The organism is Streptomyces longispororuber (assembly GCF_024448165.1).
In the GTDB taxonomy this organism is placed as follows: Bacteria; Actinomycetota; Actinomycetes; order Streptomycetales; family Streptomycetaceae; genus Streptomyces; species Streptomyces longispororuber_A.
The window spans coordinates 1-15,625 of record NZ_JAMOLN010000229.1 but is presented as its reverse complement, the minus strand read 5'-3'; the positions used below and the strand labels follow the sequence as shown (position 1 = coordinate 15,625).

Below are 15,625 nucleotides of genomic sequence, written 5' to 3'. Positions count from 1 at the left end.
CCTGCGCGGTGCGGGGGTGACGGGCCCGTGACCGAGGTGCTGTTGCTGCTGCTCGCCCTGCTCCTGACGCTGGCCTGCGCCCTGTTCGTGGCGGCCGAGTTCTCGCTCACCACCGTGGAGCGTGGTGACCTGGAGCGGGCCGCCGCCGCGGGGGAGCGCGGGGCGGGCGGCGCGCTGAAGGCCGTACGGACCCTGACGTTCCAGCTGTCGGGTGCCCAACTCGGCATCACCGTCACGTCATTGGTGATCGGCATGCTCGCCGAGCCGTCGCTGGCCGCCCTCCTGCGCGGTCCGCTCGAAGCCGCCGGGCTCGGTGGCGCCGCGTCGTCGGTGGCCTCCGTGCTCGGCGTGGCCCTGTCCACGGTGATCCTGATGGTCGTCGGTGAACTGGTGCCGAAGAACTGGGCGATCGCCCGCCCGGTGGCCGTGGCCAAGGTGGTGGCCGGGCCGCAGCGCGGCTTCACCGCCGCTTTCGGCCCGTTCATCCGACACCTGAACGACACGGCGAACCGCTTCGTGCGCCGCGTCGGCCTGGAGCCGGCCGAAGAGCTGGCCTCCGCCCGCAGTCCGGAGGAGCTCGTGGCGCTCGCCCGGCACTCGGCGGCCGTGGGTGCCCTGGAGGCCGACTCGGCGGAACTGTTCGTCCGTACCCTGCACTTGAGCGAGCTGACCGCGGAGAACGTCATGACCCCGCGCGTCGACGTCCAGGCGCTGGAGGCGCACGCCACGGCGGCCGATGCGGCGGCCCTGACGCACGCCACCGGTCTGTCCCGCTTCCCCGTCTACCGTGACAGCCTCGACGAGGTCGTCGGTACGGTCCACATCCGGGACGTCCTCGCCCTCGACCCCGATGAGCGCCGGCTCACCCCGGTCGCCGAGCTGGCCACCAAGCCGCTCCTCGTCCCCGACAGCCTACCCGCCGACCGGCTCCTGGAGCGGCTGCGCGCGACCCGCACCATGGCCGTCGTCATCGACGAGTACGGCGGCACGGCCGGGGTGGCGACCGTCGAGGACATCGTGGAGGAGGTCGTCGGCGAGGTGCGCGACGAGCACGACCCCGTCGAGACACCGGACCTGCACCCCGCAGCCCCCACGACCGACGGGCGCACCGCCTGGGAGGCCGACGGCGGCGTACGCATTGACCAGCTGGCCCCGGTCGGGCTCACCGTGCCCGACGGCCCGTACGAGACGGTGGCGGGACTCGTCGCGACCCGCCTCGCCCGGATCCCCGTCGCCGGCGACAGTGTCGACCTCGACGGCTGGGAGCTGACGGTCCTCCGCGTCGACCACCACCGCGCCGACCGGGTCCGGATAGCCGAACGGGCCGCTGCGCAGGCTCAGTTGACGGAGGAAGCCCGATGACCGGCCTGCAGCTCGCCATCGGCGCGCTCACCCTGCTCACCAACGCGTTCTTCGTCGGCGCCGAGTTCTCGCTGATCTCCGTGCGGCGCAGCCAGATCGAACCGCGCGCCCAGGCGGGTGAGAAGCGGGCCCGCTCCACCCTGTGGGCCCTGGAGCACCTCTCCGCGCTGCTCGCCACCGCCCAACTCGGCATCACCGTCTCGTCGTTGGTGCTCGGTGCCGTCGCCGAACCGGCGATTGCCCATCTCCTGGAGCCGGGATTCGAGGCCGTGCACGTACCGCATGCGCTCGTGCACCCGATTTCGTTCGTCATCGCGCTGACCGTGGCGACGTACGCGCACATGCTGTTCGGCGAGATGGTGCCGAAGAACATCGCGCTCGCCGCGCCGGTGCGCACGGCCCTGCTGCTCGGTCCGGCGCTCGTGGCGGTGACCAGGGCACTCAAGCCGTTCGTCCTCGGCATCAACGCGTTCGCGAACGCGCTGCTCCGGCTGCTGAACGTGGAGCCGAAGGACGAGGTCGAGTCCGTCTTCACCGACGACCAGCTCGCCCGGATGGTGCTGGACTCCAGCGCGGCCGGACTGCTCTCGCCGCAGGACGGTGAACGGCTGCGCGACGCACTGGAGTTGGGCACGCGGCCGGTCGGCGAGATCCTCGTTCCCGCGCAGCGGATGACGACGGTCGACGCGACGGTCACCCCGGCCGCCCTGGAGCGGATCGCCGCGGCCGCCGGATACTCCCGGTTCCCCGTCACGGGCCCCGGCGGCACGCTCCTCGGGTACCTCCACATCAAGGACACCCTGGGCGTCGCCGACCGTGAACTCCCCTTCCCCGCAGGGGTGTTGCACCCGCTCACCAGGGTCCGGCTCGACACCCCGCTGGACGACACGCTCACCGCGCTGCGCGCCGCGGGCAGTCACCTGGCCGCGGTCACCGGCGAGAAGGGCACCGTGCTCGGCTTCGTGACCATGGAGGACGTCCTGTCCGAACTGGTGGGCCGTAGCGGCGCGGGCGGCCGAGATCCTGGTGGCCGTCGAGGCTGACGACGAGTTGCCGCCGGGTACGTGGCCGTAGACGAAGGGCTGGTTCTAGATGCGCTGAACCAGGCGCGCGATTCCTCCGCCAGGTGATCAGCCCGAGTTTCAGAACCAGGGGAGCTACCCCATGTGGGAATCGAGGGATTCGAACCGCCAACCTCCGGCACTTCACGCCGACGCCCCAGCAATTGAGCCGGAATCCTTTTAACCGTCTTCGGCGGCAATCTTTTCCATTTTGTGGGCATAGTTCAACATTGCGTTGACGGTCCCGGTCGCCGTCGGCACGTAAGCGTTAGCGTCAGGAATGCCGTACGCCTCGACGTATACGTATCCGCGCGCGCCACCTGCGATTGTTTCGCCATTGCCGAAGATCATAAAGGATTTTCGGTTTCCATAGACGGGGCCGCGCTCTTTGTAGAGTTCCTTCACTTGAGAAATTCGCGTGGTGGCTCGATGATTCGCATCTTCCGGGCTGTTATAGATTTCGAAATGCGCCAGAGGGTCGCTGAACCCTTCTCCGGGGTCCGAGTACGGTGACGGGGGCGGTGGCGCCCATTTCAACTTCAGCGCCACGGCGTCGACTCGCGGGGAGGCGTCGTTGAGCTGTACGTCCCCGAAACCGGCGGCCTGCACCCATGGTGGGAGCGTTTCGGTGAATGGCCCTTTGCGGATGAGCGCGGCTAAATAGTCAGCATTGATTCGCTCGACGGAGCTACGGGTGGCAGGCGATGGTTCCGGGTTGTCCACCAGGATCGGGAGTACTCCGATTGCTGCGAGAAATGACGTTGCTAGCAAGCCTAATCGGGTGCGCCAGGATGACGGGATGCGCATGACGACACCGGCCATCGCGGTGCTGGCGAGGAAGAGGGTGCTCAGCCGTAGAAGCCGCGATTCGATCCCGACTATTAGGAATGCAATCATCGCCGCTGTGACCAGGGCGAGACAGGCGGTAAGTGCAACTCCCCAGACTCGCGACCTTACAGAAGTCCCATTGTCACCTGCCGTCATATCGACCGCCTCCGTCCCGTCAGTTCCGGTTGAAGCGGAAAAATAGGGCTGTCTACTTTACTCGCGTCCACTGGTATGAGTCCCCGTGCAGTAGGGCGATTGAGAGGGAGCCCCCAGGGGGCGTGACCGCCCCTCAGTAGGCGACCAGGTAAGCCCTGCCGGCCTTGGCCAGAAGCCCGAGCTGGTCTAGCTCGGGGCGATGCGGTCCCGCTCGGCCAGGGGCTCGCCCTTCAGGTCCCGGGCGGCAGAGGGGCGCCCTGGTCGGTGCTGGTTCGGCACCGTTGACCTTCTTCTTCGAGGGGTTCCCCTTCAGCTCGACCAGTCGCGAAGGGGTCGGGGGCGGTCCGGTGCCAGCTGGTCAGGGCGTAGAGATCAGCACGGCCGTTTCTCCGTGCCAGGACATTTCGAATGCGGGAAACGCTTTGGTATCGAAGGCTCGTGCCCGGAACGACCGCCCACGACGGGCCCGTACGACATCGCGACGCCAACTGCGGTGCCGTACGGGCCCGTTCGCACGTCAGCGGCCCTCCGGGGCGAGCTCCGCGAGGTCCTGCTCCACGGCGCGCGCCGCCGCGTCCAGGGTGGCCACCACGGACCGCAGCCGCTGCGGGTCGTAGCGCACGCTGGGCAGCGACACCGACAGGCCGGCCAGCGCGGCACCCTCCCGGTCGCGCACCGGCACGCCGACGGCGACCAGACCGCGCTCGGACCGCCCCTTGTTCACGGCGAACCCGTTGCGCCGCACCTTCCGCAGCTCCGTGCGCAGTTGCCCGGGATCCGGGCGCTCGGCCGGCCGCTCCCGGTAGCGCTCGGCCGCGTACACCTCGGCCAGCTCCTCGTCGGACAGATCGGCGAGCAGCAGCAGGCCCGCCGTGGTGCGGTGGGCCGGGAACACCATGCCCTCGCGCGAGCCGACCCGCAGCGCCTGCGCGCACTCGACACTGGCGATGAACCGCACCGTGTCCCCGGTGCGCACGGTCAGGTTCGCCGTCTCCTCGAGGAGGGCGACGATCCGGTGCAGATGCGGCAGGGCCGCCGCCCGCAGCCGGGAGACCAGGGACTGGGAGTGCGTGGCGAGTTCGAGGACGGGACCCGCACGGTAGATCCGGTCCTCGCCCTGGACGGCGAAGTCCCGGTACACGAGCATCGCCAGGATCCGGTGGGCGGTCGATCGCGCGACGCCCAGCCGCTCGGCGATCTGCGACACGCTCGCACCGCCCTCCAACTGCAGGACGGTGGCCGCCCGCAGCGCGTGGTCGACGCTGGCGATGGGGTAGGGCGGCGGATTCTTCAGCGGTTTGTCCATGGCGTTCTCCCGTGCGTTGTTCTGCTCTTCAGAATCTACGTGTTCTTCAGAGAGAAACGCCGCAGGCTGTGGCCATGACTCAGTCCTCCCTCGCCCATGACATCGCCGCGGGCTCCCCGGTGCGGCTGCAGGCCGTCGCCGCGGAGGGCCAGCCCGAGGTCACCCCGGCCCTCGAAGAGCTGTACCGGGGTTTCGAGAACGAGCTGCTCGTCCCGCTGTGGACCGAGATCGGCGACCTCATGCCGGCCCACCCGCGCTCGCGCGCCGTACCGCACCTGTGGCGCTGGCAGCGACTGCGCGAACTGGCCGCCCGGGCCGGCGACATCGTCCCGGTCGGCCGCGGAGGCGAGCGCCGCGCCATCGCGCTGGCCAACCCGTCCCTCGGCGGCCGGCCCTTCGCCACCCCCACGCTGTGGGCGGCCATCCAGTACCTGATGCCGGGCGAGGACGCCCCCGAGCACCGCCACACCCAGCACGCCTTCCGGTTCGTCGTCGAGGGCTCCGGCGTGTGGACGGTCGTCGGCGGCGACCCGGTGCCGATGAACCGCGGTGACTTCCTCCCGCAGGCCGGCTGGAACTGGCACGCCCACCACAACGCCACCTCCGAGCCGATGGCCTGGATCGACGGCCTCGACATCCCCCTGCAGTACCTCACCGAGGCCCAGTTCTTCGAGTTCGGCCGCGACGAGATCAGCGCCGCCGAGCGGACCACCCCGGACCGCTCCCGCTCCGAGCGGCTGTGGGGCCACCCGGGCCTGCGCCCGCTGTCCGCCACCCCCACCGCACCGGGCAGCCCGCTGCTGTCCTACAAGTGGGAGTACACCGACGCCGCCCTCAGGGACCAGCTGCTGCTGGAGAAGGAGGGCTTCGGCGGCACCGTCGAGCCCGGCCACGCCGCGGTCCGCTACAGCAACCCGCACGACGGCTCCGACGTCCTGCCGACCCTCCGCGCCGAGTTCCACCGCGTCGCCCGCGGCGCCGAGACCGCGCCGGTGCGCGAGACCGGCTCGTCCGTCTACCAGGTCTTCGACGGCTCCGGCGTGGTGACCGTCGGGGACAGGACCTGGACGGTGGCCCGCGGCGACCTGTTCGTCGTCCCGTCCTGGGAGCCGTTCTCCGCCCGTTCCGAGGCCGGCGCGACCGACTCCGACGCGGGCGCCCTCGACCTCTTCCGCTTCTCCGACGCCCCCGTCTTCGAGGCGCTCCGCCTCCACCGCACCCAGAAGGACGCCTGACCATGAAGCTCGCCACCATCCGCACCGCCGACGGCACCCGCGCGGTCCGCCTCGACGGCGACGTCCACGTCGACCTCGGCCACGCCGACCTCGGCGAACTGTTCGCCACGGCCGACTGGCGGACCGAGGCGGCCGCCGCCTCCGGCCCCACCTACCCGGCCGCGGACGCCGACTTCGCCCCGGTCGTCCCCCACCCCTCCAAGGTCGTCTGCGTCGGCCACAACTACACCAACCACATCAAGGAGATGGGCCGGGACCTGCCCGCCCACCCGACGCTCTTCCCGAAGTTCGCCGACACCCTCATCGGCGCGCACGACGACATCGTCAAGCCGCCCGAGACCGACGCGTTCGACTGGGAGGTCGAGCTGGCCGTCGTGATCGGCGAGCAGGTGCGCCGCGCCGACGAGCAGCAGGCCGCCGCCGCCATCGCCGGTTTCACCGTCATGAACGACATCTCGGCGCGCGACTGGCAGTTCCGCACCATCGAGTGGACCCAGGGCAAGATCTGGGAGGCCACCACCCCCGTCGGCCCCTACGTCGTCACCCCCGACGAGGTCGGCGGCGTCCGCCCCGCCCTCCAGGTCAGCACCGTCGTCGACGGCCAGGTGATGCAGCAGGACGACACCGGAACCCTCCTGTTCGACCCGGTCTTCCTCGTCCAGTACATCTCCACCGTCATCACCCTGCGCCCGGGCGACATCATCGCCACCGGCACCCCGGCCGGCGTCGGCAACGCCCGCGACCCCAAGGTGTTCCTGCTCCCCGGCCAGAGCGTGGTCACCGAGATCACCGGCCTGGGCGCCTGCACCAACAAGGTGGTCGGCGCGTGACCGCCGCCCCCCGCACCTTCGCCGACGCCCGGCGCTGGGCCCTGGCCGGCGCCGAGCTGACCTTCGACGCCGTCGCCGGACTCGACGACGCCGGGTATGCGGCGCCCAGCGCCCTGCCCGGCTGGACCCGCGCCCACGTCGCCGCGCACGTCGCCGCCAACGCCGAGGCCCTGTCCAACCTGGTGCACTGGGCCGCCACCGGCGAACCCACCCCGATGTACGCCTCGCCCGAGGAGCGCGCGGCCGGCATCGAACGCGGCCGCGCCCTGCCGGCCGCCCGGCTCACCGCCTGGCTGCGCCGCTCGGCGGACGCGCTGGAGGCGGGCATGGACCGGCTCACCGACGAGCAGTGGCGCCACGAGGTCGTCACCGCCCAGGGCCGCACCGTCCCCGCCACCGAACTGCCCTGGATGCGCTCCCGCGAGGTGTGCGTCCACGCCGTCGACCTGGCGACCGACGTCTCCTTCGCCGACCTGCCGGCCGACTTCCTCGCCGCCCTGTGCGACGACGTCACCGCCAAGCGCGCCGCGGCCCCCGGCCCGGCCGTGACCCTGCGGACCGTGACCGGCTCCCGCTGGGAGCTGCCGGGCACGGGCGAGACCTTCCAGGTCACGGGAGACCTGCCCGCCATCACGGCCTACCTCACCGGGCGGGACGCCGACCTGCGCACCGCCGACGGCTCACCCGCCCCCGAGCTCGGCGCCTGGCTCTGAACCGGGGCCCGCCCCGCACACGCAAGGAACAGCCTCATGAACCCTGAACCCACGCCCGCCGGACAACCGGACGTCCTCGTGGTCGGCGGCGGCATCGGCGGCCTCAGCACCGCCTACGCCCTGTCCCGCCAGGGACTGCGGGTCCGCGTCCTCGAACAGGCCCCGGAGTACGGCGAGGTCGGCGCCGGCCTGCAGATCGCGCCCAACTGCACCCGCATCCTCGCCGACTACGGACTCCTCGACGAGGCCAAGTCGCTGGGCGTCGTCCCGGCGAACATGGTGATGCGGGACGCGGTCGACTCCGAGGTGCTCACCCGCCTCGACCTGCGCGACCTCGAACGCCGCTACGGCTTCCCCTACATGGTCATCCACCGTAGCGACCTGCACGGCATCTTCCTGCGCGCCTGCGAGCGGGCCGGGGTCGAGCTGCTCAACGACCAGGTCGTCGTCGGCTACGAGAACACCGAGGGCGGCGCCCGGGTCCTGCTGAAGGACGGCAGGACCGAGACCGCCCCGCTGGTCGTCGCCGCCGACGGACTGCACTCCGTGGCCCGGCAGCAGCTGATCGGCGACGACGTGGTCAGCTCCTCCTACGTGGCCTACCGCGCGGCCGTCCCCATCGAGGAGGTCAAGGACAACGGCATCGCGGAGCACGACGTCACCGTGTACGTCGGCCCGCACCGCCACTTCGTCCAGTACGCGCTGCGCGGTGGCGAGATGTTCAACCAGGTCGCCGTGTTCGAGTCGCCCAAGGCCCTGGCGGGCGAGGCGGACTGGGGCACCCCCGACGAGCTGGACGCCGCCTTCGAGGGCAGCTGCGAGACGGTCGGCGTGGGCATCCCGCTGATGTGGCGGGACCGCTGGTGGCGGATGTTCGACCGCGATCCGATCGAGACCTGGGTGCACGGCCGGATCGCCCTGCTCGGCGACGCCGCGCACCCGCCGCTCCAGTACATGGCGCAGGGCGCGATCATGGCGATCGAGGACGGCTGGGTGCTCGCGCAACACTACGCCCGGCTGGTCGAGGCCACCCCGGCGGGCACCGAACCGGACTGGGACGGCGCGCTGGCCGCGTACGAGGCGGTCCGGGTGGAGCACTGCCGGCGGGTGCAGACGACGGCCCGCGCCTGGGGCGAGCTGTGGCACCTCGACGGGGAGGCGCGGCTGCGGCGCAACGCGATCCTGCGGGCCCGGGACACCCACGACTACGCGTTCACCGACTGGGTGTACGGCCCGACCGCGCTCACGCCGGACGAGGAGCCCGCGATGTTCACGCCGATCCCGCTCTCCTCGGCGGCCGTGGAGCAGCCGGCGGCCTGACCGCCTCGCGCGCCCCCGACGGGCCGGCCGCCCGGTGGATGCCGAGGCCGGTCCGGCCGGGGGCCAGGCCGGACCGCAGGACGAGGTCCTCGTCGTAATCGCCGCCGTCCTCCCGGTGGTAGTGCAGCGGCTCGGCCGTGGGCAGGGCACGCAGCCGGGCGCGAAGCGCGGCGGCCGTGCGGGCGTACTCCGCCGGGGTGTGGCGGTCCGCCCCGTACACGACGAACGGGGCGAGGGGCGCCATCCCCGTGTACCAGAACGTGCCGTGCAGCAGCGGGAACAGCACCTCGTCCAGCGAGCCGTGGATGCCGCGCGGGCCGAAGCCGGACGGGCGGGCGCCCACCGACGTGACGATCAGGGCCCGCTTCCCGGCGAGACCGCCGTCGCCGTAGCGGCGGGTGCGGCCCGCCCCGTCCTTGACGCCGAAGCCGACGCCCTGGACCAGGACCCGGTCGAGCCAGCCCTTGAGGATGGCGGGCGGACCGAACCACCACAGGGGGAAGTGGAGGACGACGACGTCGGCCCACGCGAGCTTGTCGAGCTCGGACCGGATGTCCTCGCTCAGCGCGCCCGACGCGTACGCGTGCTCCTGCGCCGCCCCGACGAACAGCCGCTCGCCGTCGCCGGGTTCGCCCCCGAAGTCGTCGGCGTCGACGACCGCCTTCCACTTCATCGCGTACAGGTCGGACGTACGCGTCTCGTGGCCGAGCCCGTCCAGGGTGCTCAGCGCGTCACGCATCAGGGAGGCGTTCAGGGAGCGCGGTTCGGGGTGGGCGAAGACCCAGAGGAATCTCATGCCCCGATGGTGCGCGGCCGGACCGCCCTCCCGTCACTGGCCAGATGGCCAGGGAGGGAAAGAATCTGGCCACGAGCGCGCCACGGCCCACGCGGACCGTGGCGCGCTCGCGCGGACTACGGGGTGACCTGGCTGCCGCCGAACGTCACCACGAGCCGGCCGTCCGACGCGAACGACCAGCCGAGGGCGCCTCCGTAGGAGGAGCAGCGGGAGCCGTTCGACCCGGACCAGAACTGGTTCGAGCTGTCGGAGTCGCCGATGATCCGGTCGTTCGTGCCGCTGGAGCTGCGGCACGACGTGTTGTCGCGGAAGACCGAACTGCCGCCGTCGAAGCTGAAGTTGCGCTCTCCGTTGTCGACGCTGACGTTGGCGGAGACCGTCATCGAGCCCGGGTTGCTGTTCCAGGTGAAGCCGTGCTTGCCGTTCTTCACCGCGAAGCTGCGCCGCACGACGTGGTTGACGGCGATGTCCTCGCCGCCCAGCTTGTAGCCGTTGCGGTCGCCGTTGCCGGCCTGGGAGCCGTCGCTGAGGGTGCCGTTGCCGTAGGCGAGGGAGTCCTCGACGGTGACCGGGCCGATCGCGCCCGTGTCCGACTTCGTGTACAGGTCCCAGCCGTCGTCGATGTTGTTGTGCGAGACGGCGTAGCGGAAGACGTTCCCGGTGCCGGTGGTGAGCTTCGCGGCGAAGCCGTCGGCGTCCTCGCCGTCGGAGTCGGCGTTGTCGTGCGACTCGGCGCTCAGGATCAGGTTGTCGGACGGCCAGTCGGCGGCGGGCGTCGAGGAGGCGGTCCGGCCGAGCTGGAGCCCGGTGTCCCGGTTGAAGCGGGTCACCGTGCGCTCGATGACGTTGTGGCTGCCACCGACGTAGATGCCGTTGTCACCGGCGTGCTCGACGGTGACGCCGTACACGCGCCAGTAGTTGCCGAACAGCTGGAGCCCGCGGTTGGACGAACTCTCGCTCTGGGCCGAGAAGTTGAGGACCGGCTTCTCGCCCTGGTAGGCGGCGAGGGTGGTCCGGGCGGCGGAGGTGCCGTTGTTGCCGGCGGGGACGGTGATCGTCGATCCGTACGCGTACGTGCCGCCGCGCAGGTAGATCGTGCCGCCCGCGGCGACCCGGCCGATCGCCGAGGTGAGGGTGGTCGGGGCGTCGATGGTGCCCGCCGCGCCGTCGGTGCCGCCGGGGGAGACGTAGAGGGCGCCACTGGTGGGCGGTGTGGTGGAGCCGGAGGTCTCCACGTCGGCGTAGTCGACGTTGGGCAGGCCGTTCGCGGTGGTCGGGGTCAGCCGGATCGTGTTGCTGCCCGCGGTCACCGGGACGGTCAGCGTCTTCGTCGTCCAGCCGGTCCAGGTGCCGGTGCCCTCGAAGGACGCCGATGCCACGGTCGACCCGTTGACCACGACGTTCGCGGGCCGCGCGGTGGTGGTGCCGTTGGCGAAGCGGATGCTCAGGGTCGCCGTGCCCGCCGCGGACGCGGACACGGTGAACTGGGCGTATCCGCCGGTGGAGTTGGTGGCGTTGCAGAATCCGCTGCCGGAGTAGCCGGCCCACTCGGTCTCGACGGCGCCGGTGCACACCGCGGGCGCGGACTCGGCTTCGTAGCGGGTCGTCGCGGCCTGGGCCGAGGGGCCGGCCAGGGCGACGAGGGTGCCGGCCAGCAGGCCGGCGGACGCGATGCTGATGACGGGTCTCGCGGCTCGTGACTTCATCGTTCGTCTCCAGATGCGTGCGTGAACAGGACTGGTCAAGTTCTGGTTCGAATCCGTGAACGAGGACGCCCGGGGGCGCCATAATCAGGGAGGGAAAGCCCTTTCTGCGGCACGCTAGAGCTGTTGCCGTGATCACGTCAATGGCTATGTATGTGATCGTTGTTCGTCTACATGAACGATGAAGGTACGCCGGGACTCAGGTGTGAGTAGGGTGGAGCGCCATGATCGTATGGCTCAACGGAACCCATGGCGCGGGCAAGACGACGACCAGTGCGCTGGTGCAGCAACTGCTCCCGGACTCACAGGTGTTCGACGCCGAGAAGGTCGGCGAGACACTCATGGACATCAAGCCGGGACTGCCCGCGACGGACAACTTCCAGCACTGGCCGCCGTGGCGGCCGCTCGTCGTCGAGACCGCCCGGCGCGTCCTCGAGTACACCGGTGGCACCCTCGTGATGCCCATGACCGTCCTGGTCGAGGAGTACTGGCGCGAGATCAGCGAGGGCCTCGCGGGACACGGCATCGAGGTCCGGCACTTCGTCCTCCACGCCGACCAGGACACGCTCCGCGCCCGCATCGAGGGCGACACCGTCGTGCCTCCCGGGCCTTTCCGGTTCCGGCACCTGGAGCCCTACGCGGAGGCGGCCCGCACCTGGCTGCATGCCGACGCGGAGGTCGTCGACACGACGCACCTGACCCCGGCCGAGGCCGCCCGGCGGATCGTGGAGTCGGTCAAGGGCTGAGGCCGCCCGCCGCCGCGCCGGCCGCGGTTCCCTCCGGGGCTCGCGGCCGGTCAGCCCAACTGTCGCCGCATCAGCGTCAGATCGAGCCAGCGGCCGAACTTCGTGCCCACCTCGCGCACCGTGCCCGCGTGCTCGAAGCCGTGCCGCTCGTGCAGGCGGATCGAGGCGGCGTTGCCGGACTCGATCCCCGCGATCATGACGTGCAGGCCGGCCGCCTCGGCGGACGTGATCAGCGTGCTCAGGAGGGCCGCGCCGATGCCCCGGCCGTGCTGCCCCTCGGCGACGTAGACCGAGTTCTCGACCGTGTGCCGGAATCCGGAGTAGTCCTTCCAGGGGCCGTACACCCCGAACCCGACGACCGACGGTCCGGACTCCGCGACGTACGCCGAACCCCGCGCCAGATGCGCGGCCAGCCACGCCGCGCCCTCGTCGCGGGACTGGGGCGTGTCCGTCCACAGCGCCGTACCGTGCTCGATGGCGTGGTTGCGGATCGCGAGCACGGCGTCCAGGTCGGCGGGGCGTGCCGGGCGGATCGTCACCGCCCGCACCCGGGCGTCGGCGGTCTCGTATATTGGATTCATGTCCAATATCGTAGACCCCTTGGTGGAGCGCATCGGCGCCCGCATCCGAGCCGAGCGGGACGGGCGCCGCTGGACCCTCGCGGAGCTGGCCGAGGCGTCCGGGGTGTCGAAGGCGATGATCAACCGGATCGAGCGGGGCGAGAGCAACCCGACGGCGGTGGTCCTGGGCAAGCTGTCGGCCGCCTTCCGGCTGAGCGTCGCCACGCTGCTGGACCCGGAGGGGGAGGCGGCGGCCGACGCGGAGCGCGTACGGCGTGCGGGCGCGGCGCCGCAGTGGCTCGATCCGGAGACCGGATACGTGCGACGGCAGGTGTCGGGGCCCGGGTTCCCCGCCGAGGTGGCGGAGATCCGGCTGCCCGCCGGGGCCGAAGTTCCCTACCCCGCCGCCGCGTTCGCCTTCCACCGGCAGATCATCTGGGTGCTCGACGGCCACCTGACCTTCCGCGAGGGGGAAACGGTCCACGAGCTGGCCGCGGGGGACACCGTCGAGCTCGGCGCCCCCGCACCCTGCGTCTTCGTCAACTCCACCGAACAGGAATGCCGTTACGCCGTCGTCCTGGTGCGCGGCGAGGCGCCGTGAGCCGGCGGCGCGCCCGTGCGGGACTGCTGGCCTGCATCGCCGGGACGGCGCTCGCCAACAACTACGCCGTCCAGCCCGCCCTCGGCGACGTCGCCCGCGACACCGGCACCACCGCGGCCGCCATCGGACTCGTCACCACGGCCGCGCTCGCCGGATGCATCGCGGGCTTCGCCTTCCTGCTGCCCCTCGCGGACCGGGCGGCACCCCGTCGCCTCGTCACGGGACAACTGCTGCTGCTCGCGACCGGCCTGGTCCTGGCCTCGCTCGCCCAGGGCCTCGGGGTGCTCCTCGTCGCGTACGTGATCGTCGGCGCGGGGGCGAGCGTGAGCGCGATGGCGTCGACCATCGCGGGGCGCGGGGCCCGCGAGGAGCGCCGCGGCGCCGCGGTCGCGTTCGTCGCCGCCGGAATGTCCGCCGGGATCCTGCTCAGCCGGCTGGTCGGCGGGGCGCTCGCCGACGCGCTCGGCTGGCGCGGGATGCTGCTCACGTTCGCCGCGCTCGTCCTGGGGTGCGCGGGCGCGGCGTGGTGGCGGCTGCCGGGGGAGCGGCCCGCACCCACGGGCGGCTATCTCGCCACCCTCGCCGCGCTCCCGGGACTGCTGCGCCGCTACGGGACGCTGCGCCGCGCGGTCCTGAACGGCAGCCTCTGGTACTTCGCCTTCAGTCTCGTCTGGGTCGCGCTCACCGTGCGGCTCGCGCAGCCGCCGTACGCGCTGGACTCCGCCACCATCGGCCTCTACAGCCTCGCCGGGGCGCTCGGCTTCGCCGCGCTGCCGGTGGCCGGGCGGCTCGGCGACCGGTACACGCCGCGCGCCGTCATCCGGGCGAGCATGGCCGTGGCCGCTGCCGGGGCGGCGCTGCTCTGCACCGGCCTCGACCGGCCGGTGGTCACCGTGGCGGGGCTCGCGCTGCTCGACGCGGGCTGCTTCACCGCACAGGCCGCGAACCAGACCCGCATCCTCGCCGTCGACCCACGCCGCGGCGGCAGCCTCAGCGGTGTCTATCTGCTCCTGTACTTCCTGGCGGGCGCCCTCGGCGCCGGGCTCGCGGCGCCCCTGCTCACCCTCGGCGGCTGGCCCGCGGCGTCCGGCACGGTGTGCGCGGCGCTGGTGGTGGCGGGGGTGCTGGGGCTGCGACGGGACGCCCCCCGGGTGGGCGCGGTGCGGGAGGCGGCCGAGGTCTGATACGGGCGGGTGAACGTGCCCCCGCGGGAGGGAGCACGCCCCCGTACGGAGGGCGCCGCGCGCACGAAAGGACGGCCGGGCCCCAAGGGGGTCCGGCCGTCCTCGCTCAGCGTGCGTGCGGGACCGAGCGCGTCGCGGCGGTCGTCAGTCCTCGGACCGCTGCGCCCGGCGCTCCGCCTCCTCCGCGTGCTTCTTCTTGATGCGGACGGTCTCCTTGCGGACCTCCGCCTGGGTGTCCCGCTCCTCCTGGAGCCACCGGGGGTTCTCGGCCTTGAGCGCCTCGATCTGCTCCGTGGTCAGGGGCTCGGTGACGCCGCCGCGGGCCAGGCCCGCGATGGAGATGCCCAGCTTGCCCGCGACCACCGGGCGCGGGTGCGGGCCGGCGGCCCGCAGGTCGACGAGCCACTGGGGCGGGTCGGCCTGCAGCGCGGCCAGCTCGGCGCGCGTGACGACGCCGTCCCGGAACTCGGCGGGCGTGGCCTCGAGGTACACACCCAGCTTCTTCGCCGCGGTGGCGGGCTTCATGGTCTGGGCGGTCTGGTGCGAACTCATGAGGTCAAGGGTATCCAGCGCGGCGGAGAGGTCCGACCACGGCGGGTAGCCTTGCGGCGTGACAGGCACGGAAAAGACCCCCGCGGCGACCCCTGAGTTCCGGCTCGCGTACGTTCCCGGAGCCACCCCCGCCAAATGGGTGCGGATCTGGAACGAGCGGCAGCCCGACGTCCGGCTCACCCTCGTCCCGGTGGAGGCCGCGGAGGTGGCGGACGTGCTGCGGCGCGGTGACGCCGACGCCGGTCTGGTGCGGCTGCCCGTGGACCGCACGTACTTCAGCGCGATCTCCCTCTACACGGAGACGACCGTCGTCGTGGTCCCCAAGGACCACGTCGTGGCCGCCGTCGAGGAGGTCACGCTCGCGGACCTCGCCGACGAGATCGTGCAGCATCCGCTCGACGACGTCCTGGAGTGGGAGAGCCTCCCCGGGCAGGCCGCCTTCGAGCGCCCCGCCCGCACCGCCGACGCCGTCGAGCTGGTCGCCGCGGGCGTGGGCCTGCTCGTGGTGCCGCAGTCCCTCGCCCGGCTGCACCACCGCCGCGACCTCACCTACCGGACGGTGACCGACGCCCCCGAGTCGAGCGTGGCGCTCGCCTGGCCGGAGGAACGGACCACCGACCAGGTCGAGGACTTCATCGGCATCGTGCGCGGCCGCACGGTGAACAGCTCCCG

The 15,625-nt window shown here is 72.0% G+C and carries 16 protein-coding genes; 10 read left to right on the top strand and 6 right to left on the bottom strand.

The annotated features are described in order from the left end of the window. Positions 1–27: 27 nt before the first annotated feature. Together M4J07_RS40400 and M4J07_RS40395 are read left to right on the top strand one after the other, a co-directional pair. Complete coding sequence (locus tag M4J07_RS40400) at positions 28–1,362, top strand: hemolysin family protein (RefSeq protein ID WP_255980831.1); 1,335 nt, start codon at positions 28–30, stop codon at positions 1,360–1,362. Further along, entirely contained in the window at positions 1,359–2,405 is a 1,047-nt protein-coding gene (locus tag M4J07_RS40395; protein ID WP_255980829.1) for a hemolysin family protein, read from the top strand. The genes M4J07_RS40400 and M4J07_RS40395 overlap by 4 nt, the downstream gene beginning before the upstream one ends. Positions 2,406–2,603: 198 nt before the next feature. On the opposite strand, the gene M4J07_RS40390 is transcribed toward M4J07_RS40395, so the two are convergent. Next, the gene (locus M4J07_RS40390; protein ID WP_255980827.1) at positions 2,604–3,245 is read right to left on the bottom strand and encodes a hypothetical protein; all 642 of its coding nucleotides are present in this window, start codon (positions 3,243–3,245) and stop codon (positions 2,604–2,606) included. Between the two features lie 679 nt (positions 3,246–3,924). Further along, positions 3,925–4,713 carry an IclR family transcriptional regulator gene (locus M4J07_RS40385; RefSeq protein ID WP_255980825.1) on the bottom strand — a complete coding sequence of 263 codons (789 nt, stop codon included), beginning with the start codon at positions 4,711–4,713 and terminating at the stop codon, positions 3,925–3,927. A 74-nt stretch (positions 4,714–4,787) separates the two neighbouring features. Between M4J07_RS40385 and M4J07_RS40380 the strand changes: the two genes are divergently transcribed. From M4J07_RS40380 to M4J07_RS40365, 4 genes are read left to right on the top strand one after another with little or no spacing between them, the layout of a single operon-like run. Further along, positions 4,788–5,948, top strand: coding sequence for a cupin domain-containing protein (locus tag M4J07_RS40380; RefSeq protein WP_255980823.1), 1,161 nt, complete (start codon positions 4,788–4,790; stop codon positions 5,946–5,948). Positions 5,949–5,950: 2 nt separating this feature from the next. Further along, positions 5,951–6,778: a fumarylacetoacetate hydrolase family protein gene (locus M4J07_RS40375; RefSeq protein ID WP_255980821.1), complete on the top strand. Its 828-nt coding sequence runs from the start codon at positions 5,951–5,953 to the stop codon at positions 6,776–6,778. Next, a complete protein-coding gene (locus tag M4J07_RS40370; protein ID WP_255980819.1) occupies positions 6,775–7,491 on the top strand; it encodes a maleylpyruvate isomerase family mycothiol-dependent enzyme in 717 nt (238 codons plus the stop codon). Before M4J07_RS40375 ends, M4J07_RS40370 begins: the two co-directional genes overlap by 4 nt. Before the next feature lie 36 nt (positions 7,492–7,527). Continuing rightward, on the top strand, positions 7,528–8,811 hold the full coding sequence (locus M4J07_RS40365; protein ID WP_255980817.1) for an FAD-dependent oxidoreductase: 1,284 nt from the start codon (positions 7,528–7,530) through the stop codon (positions 8,809–8,811). Here M4J07_RS40365 and M4J07_RS40360 read toward each other — a convergent pair. Continuing rightward, positions 8,762–9,607, bottom strand: a complete 846-nt coding sequence (locus M4J07_RS40360; RefSeq protein ID WP_255980815.1) for an NAD(P)H-dependent oxidoreductase — start codon at positions 9,605–9,607, stop codon at positions 8,762–8,764. The genes M4J07_RS40365 and M4J07_RS40360 overlap by 50 nt on opposite strands. A gap of 116 nt (positions 9,608–9,723) precedes the next feature. After that, positions 9,724–11,313, bottom strand: a complete 1,590-nt coding sequence (locus M4J07_RS40355; protein ID WP_255980813.1) for a carbohydrate-binding protein — start codon at positions 11,311–11,313, stop codon at positions 9,724–9,726. A 221-nt stretch (positions 11,314–11,534) separates the two neighbouring features. Here M4J07_RS40355 and M4J07_RS40350 point away from each other — a divergent pair, with 221 nt between their 5' ends. Next, entirely contained in the window at positions 11,535–12,056 is a 522-nt protein-coding gene (locus M4J07_RS40350; RefSeq protein ID WP_255980811.1) for an AAA family ATPase, read from the top strand. A 50-nt stretch (positions 12,057–12,106) separates the two neighbouring features. Here M4J07_RS40350 and M4J07_RS40345 read toward each other — a convergent pair whose 3' ends face one another. Further along, entirely contained in the window at positions 12,107–12,637 is a 531-nt protein-coding gene (locus tag M4J07_RS40345; protein ID WP_255980809.1) for a GNAT family N-acetyltransferase, read from the bottom strand. Between M4J07_RS40345 and M4J07_RS40340 the strand changes: the two genes are divergently transcribed. After that, positions 12,636–13,217 (top strand): helix-turn-helix domain-containing protein, encoded by a 582-nt coding sequence (locus M4J07_RS40340; protein ID WP_255980807.1) that lies wholly within the window; start codon positions 12,636–12,638, stop codon positions 13,215–13,217. The two genes, M4J07_RS40345 and M4J07_RS40340, sit on opposite strands and share 2 nt — an antisense overlap. Then, positions 13,214–14,401, top strand: a complete 1,188-nt coding sequence (locus tag M4J07_RS40335) for an MFS transporter (protein WP_255980805.1) — start codon at positions 13,214–13,216, stop codon at positions 14,399–14,401. Before M4J07_RS40340 ends, M4J07_RS40335 begins: the two co-directional genes overlap by 4 nt. A 144-nt stretch (positions 14,402–14,545) precedes the next feature. Here the strand turns inward: M4J07_RS40335 and M4J07_RS40330 are convergent, their stop codons facing one another. Further along, positions 14,546–14,953, bottom strand: a complete 408-nt coding sequence (locus tag M4J07_RS40330) for a DUF5997 family protein (RefSeq protein WP_255980803.1) — start codon at positions 14,951–14,953, stop codon at positions 14,546–14,548. A 58-nt stretch (positions 14,954–15,011) separates the two neighbouring features. On the opposite strand from M4J07_RS40330, the gene M4J07_RS40325 reads away from it, so the two are divergent. Next, positions 15,012–15,625 (top strand): LysR substrate-binding domain-containing protein (locus tag M4J07_RS40325; RefSeq protein WP_255980801.1); only part of this gene is annotated, 614 nt, incomplete at its 3' end.

What these genes read in the sequence shown, in the direction of transcription:
- M4J07_RS40395 (WP_255980829.1), top strand. Translation starts at nt 1,359, where the DNA reads ATGACCGGCCTGCAGCTCGCCATCGGCGCGCTCACCCTGCTCACCAAC.
- M4J07_RS40385 (WP_255980825.1), bottom strand. Translation starts at nt 4,713, where the DNA reads ATGGACAAACCGCTGAAGAATCCGCCGCCCTACCCCATCGCCAGCGTC.
- M4J07_RS40330 (WP_255980803.1), bottom strand. Translation starts at nt 14,953, where the DNA reads ATGAGTTCGCACCAGACCGCCCAGACCATGAAGCCCGCCACCGCGGCG.
- M4J07_RS40365 (WP_255980817.1), top strand. Translation starts at nt 7,528, where the DNA reads ATGAACCCTGAACCCACGCCCGCCGGACAACCGGACGTCCTCGTGGTC.
- M4J07_RS40360 (WP_255980815.1), bottom strand. Translation starts at nt 9,607, where the DNA reads ATGAGATTCCTCTGGGTCTTCGCCCACCCCGAACCGCGCTCCCTGAAC.
- M4J07_RS40375 (WP_255980821.1), top strand. Translation starts at nt 5,951, where the DNA reads ATGAAGCTCGCCACCATCCGCACCGCCGACGGCACCCGCGCGGTCCGC.
- M4J07_RS40380 (WP_255980823.1), top strand. Translation starts at nt 4,788, where the DNA reads ATGACTCAGTCCTCCCTCGCCCATGACATCGCCGCGGGCTCCCCGGTG.
- M4J07_RS40390 (WP_255980827.1), bottom strand. Translation starts at nt 3,245, where the DNA reads ATGGCCGGTGTCGTCATGCGCATCCCGTCATCCTGGCGCACCCGATTA.
- M4J07_RS40345 (WP_255980809.1), bottom strand. Translation starts at nt 12,637, where the DNA reads ATGAATCCAATATACGAGACCGCCGACGCCCGGGTGCGGGCGGTGACG.
- M4J07_RS40350 (WP_255980811.1), top strand. Translation starts at nt 11,535, where the DNA reads ATGATCGTATGGCTCAACGGAACCCATGGCGCGGGCAAGACGACGACC.
- M4J07_RS40355 (WP_255980813.1), bottom strand. Translation starts at nt 11,313, where the DNA reads ATGAAGTCACGAGCCGCGAGACCCGTCATCAGCATCGCGTCCGCCGGC.
- M4J07_RS40340 (WP_255980807.1), top strand. Translation starts at nt 12,636, where the DNA reads ATGTCCAATATCGTAGACCCCTTGGTGGAGCGCATCGGCGCCCGCATC.